9 protein-coding genes and 1 pseudogene are annotated in these 13,381 nt (G+C 33.2%); 2 read left to right on the top strand and 8 right to left on the bottom strand.

Features of this window, described 5'->3' with window-relative positions; genetic code table 11:
• Positions 1-2 precede the first annotated feature (2 nt).
• The 5 genes from mobB to UMM65_RS16080 all read right to left on the bottom strand — a co-directional run bounded on the left by mobB (position 3) and on the right by UMM65_RS16080 (position 3,118).
• Complete coding sequence (mobB, locus tag UMM65_RS16100; RefSeq protein WP_321978011.1) at positions 3-1,031, bottom strand: MobB family relaxase; 1,029 nt, start codon at positions 1,029-1,031, stop codon at positions 3-5.
• Between the two features lies 1 nt (position 1,032).
• Positions 1,033-1,581, bottom strand: coding sequence for a BfmA/BtgA family mobilization protein (locus UMM65_RS16095; protein WP_321978009.1), 549 nt, complete (start codon positions 1,579-1,581; stop codon positions 1,033-1,035).
• A 535-nt stretch (positions 1,582-2,116) separates the two neighbouring features.
• Complete coding sequence (locus UMM65_RS16090) at positions 2,117-2,314, bottom strand: hypothetical protein (RefSeq protein WP_321978007.1); 198 nt, start codon at positions 2,312-2,314, stop codon at positions 2,117-2,119.
• A gap of 11 nt (positions 2,315-2,325) precedes the next feature.
• On the bottom strand, positions 2,326-2,706 hold the full coding sequence (locus UMM65_RS16085) for a DUF6876 family protein (protein WP_321978005.1): 381 nt from the start codon (positions 2,704-2,706) through the stop codon (positions 2,326-2,328).
• A gap of 76 nt (positions 2,707-2,782) precedes the next feature.
• Positions 2,783-3,118: a single-stranded DNA-binding protein gene (locus UMM65_RS16080; RefSeq protein ID WP_321978003.1), complete on the bottom strand. Its 336-nt coding sequence runs from the start codon at positions 3,116-3,118 to the stop codon at positions 2,783-2,785.
• Between the two features lie 904 nt (positions 3,119-4,022).
• On the opposite strand from UMM65_RS16080, the pseudogene UMM65_RS16075 reads away from it, so the two are divergent.
• Positions 4,023-4,841 (top strand): annotated as a pseudogene (locus UMM65_RS16075) (IS5 family transposase).
• 124 nt (positions 4,842-4,965) lie between these two features.
• Here UMM65_RS16075 and UMM65_RS16070 read toward each other — a convergent pair.
• From UMM65_RS16070 to UMM65_RS16060, 3 genes are all read right to left on the bottom strand, one after another.
• Positions 4,966-6,465, bottom strand: coding sequence for an aminotransferase class V-fold PLP-dependent enzyme (locus UMM65_RS16070; RefSeq protein WP_321978001.1), 1,500 nt, complete (start codon positions 6,463-6,465; stop codon positions 4,966-4,968).
• Between the two features lie 167 nt (positions 6,466-6,632).
• Entirely contained in the window at positions 6,633-7,655 is a 1,023-nt protein-coding gene (locus UMM65_RS16065; RefSeq protein ID WP_321977999.1) for a TlpA family protein disulfide reductase, read from the bottom strand.
• A 19-nt stretch (positions 7,656-7,674) separates the two neighbouring features.
• On the bottom strand, positions 7,675-9,690 hold the full coding sequence (locus UMM65_RS16060) for a protein-disulfide reductase DsbD family protein (RefSeq protein WP_321977997.1): 2,016 nt from the start codon (positions 9,688-9,690) through the stop codon (positions 7,675-7,677).
• 692 nt (positions 9,691-10,382) lie between these two features.
• Between UMM65_RS16060 and UMM65_RS16055 the strand changes: the two genes are divergently transcribed.
• The gene (locus UMM65_RS16055; RefSeq protein ID WP_321977995.1) at positions 10,383-13,190 is read left to right on the top strand and encodes a M16 family metallopeptidase; all 2,808 of its coding nucleotides are present in this window, start codon (positions 10,383-10,385) and stop codon (positions 13,188-13,190) included.
• Positions 13,191-13,381 lie beyond the last annotated feature (191 nt).

Genomic DNA, 13,381 nt, shown 5'->3' with positions numbered 1-13,381 from the left:
ATTCATATCCCAATAGAACCCGACTGTACGGCTCGGTCAATTCCTTTTTTAAACTTTTTGATTACCTTAATTGCCAATTGCACTTTGTTTGTTGGGATGTTCAATATTGGAACTCCAGATTTTGCAAGTAATTTATAGGCAGTCGCTTTTTCATTGGTTGGCAATCCCGAAAGGATAGAAAAATACAGTTTCGGATTTTGTAGAAATGTTTTACGAGCCTTATAGGTTTCAACATAATTTCTTTTGTACTGAAATAAGGTGTCAAAGGCCTTTTCAGATGCCTTAAAGAATTTATCCCTATCAAATCCACGCTTTACAGGTTTTCCATTAAACACAGTCTCTGAAGCCTTGTATTTACTTCCAGGGGACAAACTGTATTTGTTGGACATATCCTTTCTACTCACAATAATATGAATGTGGCTTTGAGAGCCTTCTTTTGGCATCCCTCTAACAATGCGTTTGCCATCTAGTTGATGTGGAGCTTCTTTTTCCAACCGGAACATCTTTTGCTGTAACTTTTTGATGTTCCCATTTAATTCGCCGCTTTCAATTTTCCGGATATCGTTCTTAATTTGAAGTATCTTGGTGGCATAAGGTTGGTTCTCTTGAATTTGTTTGTCCGTTCCTTTATACGTCCGCTGATGTTCAATTTTAGCATAGTATTTTATGTCATCTACGGTAACAGCTCGCCCATTAATTTCACGGTTGAATGATTTCGCGTATTCCTTCATCAGTTCTCGGGTGTACTGTTTTAGTTCTTCGGAATGATTTTGTAATTTCTTCAATTCATAGGCACTCGGATTGACCGTGATGGAATAAAACTTGGGTTCTGTCTTTTTAAGTTTAGCGTTATTACCATCTATTTCTTGTATGACTTCGGCACTTGATATTTCCTCGTCATATTGGTTAAAAAAATGTTCCATTTCATCAATGGATTTTCCCTCATTCTCTTTTTCAAGATATGCGACAAAATCTGCTGAACTCTGTGCATAATTACCGTCTAAAATTTGTTTGGTTACTGTGATATACATTTTATAATTTTTGTTTTATGTTCTCAAATTCTTCTTTGGTCAAATCCAGTTTTAAATAGCCACCTCCAAAACTGCCTTTTACATAAGTGGTCTTATCGACTATTTTATTCAAATCATATTTTACGGAATGTAATTGTTGCTGAATTTCTTCGTAACGATTTCGGTAATGGTTCAGTTCCTCATTTTCGGTAATCAATTCTTGTTGTTCAAATTCAAAGAGTTCTTCTTGTGGAGATGCCTCTTCTGGGTTTTCCTGAAAGAGCAGTTCCAACATCGCATTGGTAGGTTTGGTCTGGTTCTTTTCAATATCCTTAATAATGGCTACAAGGGCATTGATTCGTTTTTTTAAGCTATTTTCCAAAGTTCTCATATTTGCACCCAAAGATTCGTTTGGGGATAGCTCGTTCAAATCAAAAAAGTTCATCATTGCTTCTAGCGTATTAGTATGTGAACGGGTAATTCTTTTGGAAAATTTCCGAAAACGAGTTGCCACTTTTGGTTTGATACTGATGGCAGAAAAATTGTATTTTTTTTGATGATTTGAGTTCATTTACTGTAAAAAATTGCCATTTTAAAGGGGCTTCAACAGGATTTACTGTAAAACTTTATTATTCACTAAAATTCAACTAATATTAACTATTTGAAAATCAAATAATTACAACTAAAAACCAATCGTTAACACCGCCTCGGCGTGTTACCCTCTTGCTTCTCGTCCCGTAGGGACAAAATTTTTCAAACAACCTGACTAAAAAGTCAGTTGCTTTTTCGGAATTAAAAATTCCAATATGTCTAATTTTTGGTGGGTATCGTTATCGGCGAAAGTCAAATCAATCCCGAATTACTGGGAGGGATAACGATACTTAAAATTGGTACTGCTTAATAGTCTTTCAAAGATATTCTATTTAGGTATAAGATTGAAATACGAATTGTTCTCAAATAGTTGGTTTTGATACCAAAAAATAGGATTTCTATGAAAACCCAAATCTAAGACGTCGAGTTTCAAAATATTTGCCCTAACTATTTTACGAATAGAGGCACAAAAAAAGACCTCTGAAAACTCAAAGGTCTAATCCTTATATTTTAGTTTAGATATTGAAAATATACTTATAATTGTATAGATTTCGTATCGCTTCTTCTTCCAACAGGGTCTGGTAATTTACATAGTGTTCCCTGGCATAGTTCCTCAATTGCTCCCCAAACCTTTTTTCAACTTCCTTTTTTGACATCGAAAGCAACCGTTCTTGGGTCTCGCCATCTAGGTTGTTATAATTTAAGTGTACCATAGCTTTACGATTTAATATTCGCTCGGTAACATCAATGTATTGTCGACAAAATATAACCTCAATTCGTCCAGTGGAAAATCGGTAAAATGGTATCGATGTGTTACCAATATATTACCGTTTCCATCGCTGTAAATTATCTCGGCTTCATAGCCTGAATAATCTTGTTTCTTCTCGGACAGTCTTTTGAAGTCTATTGTGATAAAATGGCTTCGATTCAAGAGACTTTTGGCAATTACCGAGACATCTGTTATCAGCCAAAAGCATTCCGCTACGTTGGCTAAATATTTAAGTCCGTCCGTAAATCGTGTTTTCAATAGCGGGATTTGATAGAACATTTCTGTTCCACTAAAATATTGCAACCGCTCTTTTATTTCGTTAACTTGTGCTTTCATTGTTCATTTTTTAAAGTGAATAACTAAAAGAGGGCACGAACTAATTGAAAACTGGTACTAGTGCCCTCTTTGTTTTTTACTTACTACCCATCAACAGGATTTCATCTGCTACCACCTCGGTAACATAGCGTTGATTACCGTCCTTTGTAGTGTAGGTGCGTGTCTTTAGTTTTCCGACCACACCGATTTCTTTGCCTTTATCGGCATACTTTTCGATGATTTCGGCAGTCTTGCCCCAAGCGACAACGGTATGCCAATTGGTGTCCGTTTGCTTTTCGCCTTTACTGTCTTTGTAGTTTTCATTGGTAGCTAATGACAATCGGGCTACTTTCTTACCACTTTCAAGGTTCGTAATGGTTGGCTCTTGTCCAACATTTCCAATTAACTGTACGTGATTTTTAATAGTACTCATAATACAAGATTTAAAAGATTAATAATTTCCCTTTTTGGTTTAAACTGAATTAAATTTTATGGGGTGTTTGTTTGATTTCTTTCGTTCTCCGCACAATGGATTAAGTGGGTTTTGTCAAGACTTTTAGGGAATAAATCAGGTGTGTTTGCGACGTAGTAAAATCCTTGGATTTTCAAGGAAGTAGAAACCTTATTTTTCACTAAAACTCGTATAGTCTTGACAAGTTCCATAAGGGCATTAGCAATTCTTTTAAATCTGGTCGTGATTTGAGCGTACCGACAGTTAAGCGAAATGAGCGGCTGGGTTTAATCTAGAATTGGTTATGCACTGCCTGTTTTTCGCTGTCCCGAAAAACAATAAAAGCTTCATCCGTTATAAACCCCTTAAAATGTGTAAGGCAAAGGTTCGGTTTTTAAGAATTATCGAGCAAAGACTCAAGAAGGGTTTGCCGTTAATTCTGTTAAGAAAATCGAGGCTTTGACTTTCCGATGAGAAGCGGACTTGATTCACGGTTTTGGCTTGGGAATGAAGCGTTCCTTCCCAGCAAAGCGGGAAGGGGTAGCGAAGTGGAAAGCCAAAAACGGGAATCGGGTCCAAGACCAGCTGCAGAGAAGCTCTTTGCCCGAAGCGTAGTGGTTTCCTGCTTTTTCTTGCAGGAAGTCGTGGAATGAAGGGGAATGAGCTGAGTGGAATGTTAACCAAAATCGCCGTTTTTTATAAGAGATATAACCACAGATGTATTTATTTCCCACTTCTTCTTATCGAAAGAAAAATAAAATTATACTTAAAACTATAGATATGTACTGAACTCATTTAAAGTTTTTGAAAATACAAAAGGGTTGTAGAAATTTGTGCTGCTAAACATAAAAACACAACCCTATGTACCATAGTACTGAGCAAAGATATGATAGAATTGGAAATAATCCCATATTTACCACAAGGAAAAAGAGGTCCAAAACCAAAAGTTTCCTTGGCGGAGCTTGTAAATTACATACTTTACAAGCTGAAAAACGGCATCCAATGGGAGTTTTTGCCGGTAGGTGCCCTGTTCGAGGGCACTTCCATAAGTTATCAATCGGTATTCCACAATTATAGAAAGTGGTGCAAATCGGGTTCGTGGAAAGCGTGCTGAACCCACTTGTTGTCGAACCACAGATCAAAGCTTGCTCTGTCCAGCGGTGATTTGGACGGTAGCCATACCACGGCTTTGAAAGGTAGCGAACAGGTTGGGTACCAAGGCAGGAAAAAAAGTAAAATCACCAATGCCCAATATTTGACGGACCGACAAGGTTTGCCTTAGCGATGTCAGAACCTGTTAGCGGCAACTACAACGATGTGTTCGATATAGAGGTCCATTTTGAAGAAGTTACCGCTACTTTGGAACAGGCCGAGATCTCCGTGGACGGGTTGTTTTTATATGCAGATGCGGGGTTTGACACCAGAGCATTAAGAAATATCTGTGAATCTAAAGGGATTATTGCGATTTGCCCAGAACAAACGTAATAGGGGCGGTAGTGATAATGAATTTTATTTTGATCAAAAATTATATAAAGAAAGATATGCCATTGAAAGAACTAATGCTTGGATAGATAGTTTTCGATCTCTTTTAAATAGATTCGATACAACCCTGATCAGTTGGAAAGGATTTAATTATATAGCATTTATGGTAATTGTACTTAAAAAATTCTATCAAAAAAAAACTTTAAATGAGTTCATCTTTTAAATTGATTTATCGTATTTTAATTCAGAAACTATTTTAGAAATTAAACAAGTTATTTATTAGTAACTCTTGTGTATTTGTTTTCTGAAAACTTAAACTCGCCATTTAACCACAGAAATTTCTAATTTTAAACCTCAAACCATTTCTTAGTTAATTCTACCATTTCTGAATCGTCTTTTTTAAGGTTTTCAAACTCATTTGTACTTGCACAATATACATAGTCATTTTTCCATTCATTTATATTCTCAACGATTTTATCTATAGCATAACAAATAAAACTTAATTCTGCTTCAGTTGTAGTTGGGTGTATCGATAAACGTACCCAACCAGGTTTATGAGATAAATCCTTATTGTTAATACCCGTCATGATTTCTTTAGAATATTGCGGCTTTATCTTAAAAAGATGATGACTATAAGTACTGGCGCAAGACCAGCCCCCTCGCACTTGTATACCAAATCTATCATTTAAGAGTCTGACAATAAGGTTATAATGTATATTTTCAATACCAAAAGATACACAGCCAATTCTTCTTGTTTTTAAATCTCCTAAGATATAAAGTCCTTCAATCTCCTTTAATTTTTTAAACAAAATCGTAAGTAATTGCTCTTCTCGTTTTTGTATATTCGTTTCATCCATTTTTTCTTTTAAGCGAATAACCATGGCGGTTTTCATCACTTGTAAAAAACCAGGTGTTCCTCCATCTTCTTTAGTCTCAATATCATCAAAGTATTGATATTCTCCCCATGGATTTGTCCATTTAACATTTCCTCCGCCAGGTACAATAGGACTTTTTGTATTGTACAAATCTTTATTAAAAACCAATATACCACAAGTACCTGGCCCGCCCAAAAATTTATGTGGTGAAAAAAATATTGCGTCTAAACGTTCTTCAGGATCTGTAGGGTGCATGTCAATTTTTTCATAGGGAGCAGAAGCTGCAAAATCTATAAAACAAAACCCTCTGTACTGATGCATAATTTTTGCTAATTTATGATAAGGAGTAATAATTCCTGTCACATTCGAACATGCTGTAAATGAGCCTATTTTTAAAGAACGATCTTTATACTTTTGGATAGCTTGTGTTAGTTTATGTGGACAAACCATATTATGCTCATCTGGTTCTAAAATAACAACATCGGCTATTGTTTCCATCCATGGAACATGGTTTGAGTGATGTTCCATATGTGATATAAAGACTACAGGTTTTTCATTTTCAGCAAGTTGCACATTATTTCTTATACTGTCAGGCCATCGTAATCCCATTATTTGTTGCAAACGGGCTAAAACACCTGTCATACCTGTTCCTGCTGTTACTAAAATGTCATTTTCATCAGCATTTACATGCTTTTTTATGATTTGTCTTGCATGTTTATAAGCATATGTAGATGCTTTACCTGTTTCACTAGAAAATGAATGTGTATTGGCTACCATTGGGCCAATAATATGCTGTATGGTATCTTCAATAGGCTTGTAAAGACGCCCGCTAGCTACCCAATCTGCATATAATAATTTTTGATTGCCGTAACTAGATTCAAAAACGACATCATTACCTATGATATATTTTCTAAACTCTTGAAAGTATTCTTCTAAATTCGAGAACTTATTCTTTCTTTTAAAATTTAACATTCTGTTTTGTGAATTTTAACAATTCTCTGAATAAAGAAGCCATCCTGTAAATATTTAAAATGACTTTTTTCTTTCAAAAACTCAGTTATTTATCTAAAATCTTAGTTTATTAACTGCTTTAAGATGGAATCTTATTTTTTAAGAAGCATAACATGACATAACATGAACTATATATTTAACCCCCTAAATAATTCTTGTATGTCTTTTTTTAAAGATGGTCTTGGAGCTTCTGAAGACACGATATTTCCTTCAGAGTCAATTAAAATAAACCTCGGAATGCCATTAATTCTATAGTCTTTTATAAAACTGGAATTCCAGCTTTTGTTAGCAAATAATTGAATTCCTCCCAATTCTTGATCAACAATCATTTGTTTCCATTTATCATGATCTTTTTCTTGATCTACAGATATACTAACAAATTCGATATTTTTATCGTGATAGGATTTTTCTAATTCTTTCAAAAATGGGATTTCTTTTTTACAAGGTGCACACCAAGTAGCCCATACGTCTATGTAAACATATTTTCCCTTTAAATCACTTAATGAGGTGAAGCCTCCTGCATTATTTTCAAAGTTTACGAACTCGGGCGAAGTTTTACCATTGCCTAGTTCGTTTAACAGGTATTGCTTCTCGTTATAAGTATTATAAAATCGTTTTTTAGTAGAATTTAAAACATTGGTTTGTTGTGCAATAAATAAGGAGTCTAAATTTTTAGCCGATTTAAGCTTTGTTTCTAAATCGCTTAAGAATGTATTTATTTTAGTATCAAACGTATTTTTGTCAAGCGAATAGATATCATTATTTTTAGCTAAAAACTGCTCTTGTTGTATTGTTTTTTCTGCCAAATAGTTGTTTGGCTGAGAACCTACACCATTGTATTTAATAGTTTCATCAAATTGTTTGGTGTCAAGGGTTATGTTTAAATCATAGCCATTTTTTAAAAAAATAGAACTTTGTTCCTTACCATCATATATAACAAAGTTATTATCATCTTTTACTTTTAGGGTATCATGAAAAGTTCCATCTGTATTTACTTTAATTTTTTTAGAATAGTTTCTTGCTAAAACAACTAGTGAGTCTGAGTTTTTATCAGTAATTTTTCCAGATATTGTTACATAATCTTTTATTTCATTTTTTTTGCAGGATTGTATCGCCAGTATAGCAATTATAATAAATACTATTTTTCTCATTATTTTATATTTATAATTATTATTTAAAATTTGATAATCCATTATTTAACCATGCTAAATATTCATCTACATCGGGCGTATATGCTACAGGATCGTTTAAGTTTTTTTCATCATGATCCATTAATACATAAAAGGGTTGTGAATTTGCTTTGTATTTAATAGTTTGCAATTCACTCCATTTTTGCCCGATATACTTTAATTTTTTTCCTGGCTTTAGTTTTGAATCAACAATTTCATTTTCATTTAGTTTTCGCTTATCATCCACATAAAGTGAAATCAACACAACTTTATTTTTCAAAATGTCTAGTACCTTAGGTTTTACCCAAACATTTTGTTCCATTTTTCTACAATTCACGCACGCATGCCCAGTAAAATCTATCATTACCGGCTTTCCAACTTTCTTTGCATAAGCTAAACCTTTATCATAATCATTAAAAGCCAAAATATTATGTGGAGCCATTAAATGAGCTCCTTCAGGCAGTTGATCGTGATTAGTTGCAATAGCACCACCGCTTTTTGCAAAACCAACACCATATGGAGACTCACTATAATGTTGAGGGGGCGGGAAAGCACTTATTAAATTTAAGGGAGCACCCCATAATCCAGGTAGCATGTAAAGTGTGAATGTTAACGATATTAATGCTAAACTTAATCTACCTACAGATATGTGTGTTAAGGGAGAATCATGTGGTAATTGAATCTTCCCAAAAAGATATAATGCTAATGTTCCAAAAATAGCGATCCAAATAGCTAAAAATACCTCACGTTCTAGCCAATGTAGTTGTAATACTAAATCAGCATTTGATAAAAACTTAAAAGCAAACGCCAATTCTAAAAAACCTAGAACTACCTTAACTGTATTTAACCAACCTCCAGATTTTGGCAACGAATTCATCCACCCAGGGAACGCTGCAAATAGTGCAAAAGGCAGAGCTATAGCTAAAGAAAAACCTAACATACCAATAATTGGTCCAATCATACTACCACCAGTTGCAGATTCAACCAAAATGGTTCCAACAATAGGACCAGTACATGAAAAAGATACTATGGCTAATGCCAATGCCATAAAGAAGATACCTATAAGGCCTCCTCTGTCTGCTTGAGCATCCACTTTTGTACCCCATGAACTCGGTAAGGTTAACTCAAAAGCACCTAAAAAAGATGCTGCAAAGATTACTAATAGCAAAAAGAAGATAATATTAAACCAAACATTGGTAGATAAGGCATTAAGAGCACTTGCACCAAAAATAGCAGTAACTATGGTTCCAAGAAGCACATAAATTACAACTATAGATATGCCATAAATTATAGCATTTCGTATGCCTTGTGCTTTGTTTTTACTTTGCTTTGTAAAAAAACTCACTGTCATGGGTATCATCGGGAACACACAAGGGGTTAATAACGCTGTAAAACCAAACAAAAAAGCTATAAGAAAAGTACCTAATAAACTTTTTTTTCTTTTTGTTTTTTGTGCATTTGAAATAGTTATAGAATTAGTCTTTGATGCTTCTGGTTTTAATTGTGAGGCACTTGTTTTTTCTTTGGTTATTATTGAGTTTGATGTTGCTGTAGAGATCGAAGCGTTATCAGGAATATGAAATACTAAGTCCACTTCTGTAGGTGGCAAGCATCTAGCATCATCACATACCATAAACTCAACAATACCAGAAACACTTGTAATGCCCTTAGGTACTTTTATCTTCTGTTTAAAAATAGCATTGCTTTCAAAAAATTTGATTTTCATATCGAAAACAGGATCATTAATTGTATGCCCATCTTCTTCAATAGTACCGTTAATAAGTTCTATCTTTCCACCTTCACTATCATACGTAAATGTTGTTGGTATTGGTCCATTTTCTGGAACATTTTGAGAATATAAATGCCACCCTCTATCTATAATAGCCCGACTTATTAATTCAAATTGATTATCTGATACCTTTTCGACAGAGGTTTCCCATGATACAGGTTCATGTATTTGTGCATTAGAAGTGAACCCTATAAGTAAAAGAAAAAGTAAAATCGATATTTTTTTCATTGTTAAATTTTTATTTTTATTAAAAGGGCTATTACTTAAAATAATGAGCAATAGCCTTACACCTTTCTGTTTCTAATATCTATGACGAAGAATTTTTTGCTTACCCCTAACTTAAATTGTTAAAAAAATAGAAAGCATGATTTTATTTAGACTGTATGTTAAATACATAATGAACTTATCTTGACTTTTTCTATTTCCTAAAAAAGTGCCTTATCTGAATAAGTTTCATCTCATTTTCGGTTAAACACTAAAAGTCAATATGAGTTTAATGAAGAAATTAGTGTCTTACAACATGTAATAAATATGCTGGATGTTTATTGAGAAACTAAGTAAAATCTTATGGTAAGATTAAGAATTTCATCTGTTGAATTTTAATATCTAATGGCATATATCTTAAAGCTACAAAAGTAGATCAATATGATATTCGTTCTGTAGCCAGAACCGAATTACAACAGTTAAAAAGAAAGATTTAATCTTCAATAAGTATAACAAGATATATAACATTCTCTCTAAAAATATGTTGTCAAAATTTTAACATTTATTACAAAGGGTGTAGCAATGTTAAACCGTCCTAACATAAAATTACAATTTCATAAATTGGTTTTTTAGTTAAATTATTTGAATTAGTTTGGTAAAAACAGCACCTGCACATTATTGGTGCTGTTTTTTTAATTTTAAACGTATTATAAAAAATGAAAAATAGTATTACACTGGTTTTTATAACCTTATCATTTCTACAATTAAATGCACAAAAAATAAACTTGGAAGCAGCACTTCCAATAGACAAGAGTATTAAAAAAGGAGTCTTACCTAACGGACTTACCTATTATATAAAAAGCACAGATATTGTAGAAAAAGCTGCCAGTTTTTATATTATTCAAAACGTGGGTTCTATATTAGAAAATGATAACCAACAAGGTCTGGCCCATTTTTTAGAGCACATGGCATTTAATGGTACACAAAACTTTAAAGGCAAGGGTATACTTAACACGTTTCAAAAACAAGGGCTGATTTTTGGAAGGGATATCAATGCCTATACCTCATTTGATGAGACTGTTTATAACATAAATAATGTGCCAACAACACCAATTTTAATAGATAAAGGACTTTTGGTACTGCACGATTGGTGTAACTATTTATTGCTTACAGATGAAGAAATTGATGCAGAACGTGGCGTTATTAAAGAAGAATGGCGCTCTAGGCAAAATGGTAATATGCGTTTATTTAAAACCTCACTACCTGTAACCTTCAATCATTCTAAATATGCCGATAGACTACCTATAGGCTTAATGCGTATCGTGGAAAATTTTAAATATCAGGCATTGCGTGATTTTTATCACGACTGGTATCGTACTGATTTACAGGCAATAGCTATAATAGGAGATATTAATGTAGATGCTATTGAAGCTAAAATAAAGAGCCTATTTTCTAAAATACCCGCTGTTAAAAATCCCAGAGAACGATTTGTAGTAGAAATACCCGAAAATGACGAACTTTTGTACAGCTTAGGTATGGATACTGAAATTTCAACCTCACGTATAGAGCTAGGTATTCGACATAAAAAATCGTTAGAGACGCAAACAGTAAATAGTTTACGCGATGAGCTTCTTGAGTATATGGCCACCTCTTTAGTTACTACAAGAATTGCCGATGAAGCAGAAAAGCCAGATGCGCCCTTTTTGTCGGCCAGTATTAATTATACACAACTTTCAAGGGTAAATAATCTGTTGAGTATAACTATTTCACCCAAACCCAACCAGCAACAAGATGCTTTTAAGGCTGTAGTTACTGAGTTGAATAGAGCTGTAAAATATGGATATACCGCTGCAGAAATAGATCGATCTGTTAAATTACTTTTAAATTACTATGAAACACTGGTTAGTAAAAAAGATGAAATCGCCCATGGTACTATTATTAATAAAATTAAAGATGACTATTTAAATAATATTACTATAATAGACATCGTTAAGCAATATGATCTCGTAAAACAACTGCTATCTAATATTACACCAGAAGATGTTCATAAGACTATTAAAAAATTATATACAAAAAAGAATAGATTTATTAATGTTACTGGCGTAGAAGGACATCATAATTTAACTAAAGCCGAAGTAAATGAAATACTAAATAACGTTGAAAATGACTATACACTAAAACCTTATAAAGATTCATTTGAGGGAAAAACTTTATTGGAAGGGGTTGACATAAAAGAGGGCACCATAACAAGTACCATAAACAATAAAGCATTAAATGCTACAACTTATAATTTAAGTAATGGTATAAAAGTGCATTATAAATTTGCCGATAAGCAGAAAAACGCTGTTTCTCTTGAAGCAATAAGCCCTGGAGGAACGTCTTTACTAAATAATCAAGATTTTGCACAAGCAACATTGGTAAATAGTCTTAAATCAAATTCAGGAGTTGGAAACTATAAAGCGTCCGATTTAAAGAAGCTTTTAACAGGTAAAACAGCCTTTACAAGACTTAATATTAGAGAAACAAGGGAAGAGCTTATAGGTGCTTCTACAGCAAAAGATGTTGAAACGTTGTTACAATTAGTACATTTAGATTTTGTAAAACCAAGATTTGATAAAGAAGCATTTACTGTTCTAAAAAAGAATATTAAAAATTCTATTACTGCCAATAGCAAAAACTTAAATTCAAAAATAAGAGACAGTATCATAACTACGCTCTATGGAAAAAACAATCCTAGAAAACTAATTTATGACAAATCTTATTTAGATAAGGTTTCTTTCGAAAGAACAAAAGCCGTTTATCTAGACAGGTTTAAAAACGCTGCAGATTTTGAATTCTTTATAGTTGGGGACGTGAAACCTGAAACAATTGAACCGTTATTAAAAAAATACATTGCGAGCATTCCCACTAATAACGACTTTGAAAGGTTTACCGACCACCATATACAATGGAATGCCGATAAGATAGACAAGGATATATTTATCGCTATGGAAGACCCCAAGACTAATGTCAATTTAACTTACAAATTAGACATGAAGTATAATGTGACTAACAATTATCTGGTAAGGGCATTAGGCGATATTTTAGAATTACGATTGCTAGATAGGCTTAGAGAACAGGAGGGTGGCGTCTATTCACCTAGGGTGAATTCGTATTTAGTTAAAGAGCCAGAAAGTAGGGCCTATTTAAGTGTTAGTTTTGATTGTAACCCAGATTTGGCTGAGAAACTCATTGCTATTGTACATTCAGAAACTTCTAAAATTTGCAAAGGCAAAATACAACAAGAAGATCTCGACAAAGCATTGACAAATTATAGAAAAGACAGGCAACAAAACAAAACACATAACGCTTATAAAATGTCATTGTTAAAGACATTTTACAGAGACGGTTATAATTTAGACGATCCTAAAAATTTTGAAGCTATTCTTAATGCTATTAGTAAAAAAGATATTAAGAAAGTCGCCAAGAAAATCGTTAAAAAAGGTAAATCGTATGAGATTGTAATTAAGCCTAAAAAAGTGTAGATAAAGGATACCGATTACAATAGTTAAAACGAATCAATTGTATTAATAACATCATTATGTTGGATTTGGAATTTAAACGCACAGTTTGGATATAGAGTTCTAAAGAAAGAACAATTTAGTAATTCATTTGTTAAACTTAAATAACTGACGCTTAATGACATCATCGAAACAGGATATGGTTTCCAAAATCC

The organism is Aureibaculum koreense, assembly GCF_034296135.1.
Taxonomy (GTDB): domain Bacteria; phylum Bacteroidota; class Bacteroidia; order Flavobacteriales; family Flavobacteriaceae; genus Aureibaculum.
This window is presented reverse-complemented; position numbering and strand designations above follow the sequence as displayed.

Coding starts and splice junctions, on each gene's coding strand:
- UMM65_RS16055 (WP_321977995.1), top strand. CDS start 10,383: ATGAAAAATAGTATTACACTGGTTTTTATAACCTTATCATTTCTACAA.
- UMM65_RS16095 (WP_321978009.1), bottom strand. CDS start 1,581: ATGAACTCAAATCATCAAAAAAAATACAATTTTTCTGCCATCAGTATC.
- UMM65_RS16060 (WP_321977997.1), bottom strand. CDS start 9,690: ATGAAAAAAATATCGATTTTACTTTTTCTTTTACTTATAGGGTTCACT.
- UMM65_RS16080 (WP_321978003.1), bottom strand. CDS start 3,118: ATGAGTACTATTAAAAATCACGTACAGTTAATTGGAAATGTTGGACAA.
- UMM65_RS16090 (WP_321978007.1), bottom strand. CDS start 2,314: ATGGTACACTTAAATTATAACAACCTAGATGGCGAGACCCAAGAACGG.
- UMM65_RS16085 (WP_321978005.1), bottom strand. CDS start 2,706: ATGAAAGCACAAGTTAACGAAATAAAAGAGCGGTTGCAATATTTTAGT.
- mobB (WP_321978011.1), bottom strand. CDS start 1,031: ATGTATATCACAGTAACCAAACAAATTTTAGACGGTAATTATGCACAG.
- UMM65_RS16065 (WP_321977999.1), bottom strand. CDS start 7,655: ATGAGAAAAATAGTATTTATTATAATTGCTATACTGGCGATACAATCC.
- UMM65_RS16070 (WP_321978001.1), bottom strand. CDS start 6,465: ATGTTAAATTTTAAAAGAAAGAATAAGTTCTCGAATTTAGAAGAATAC.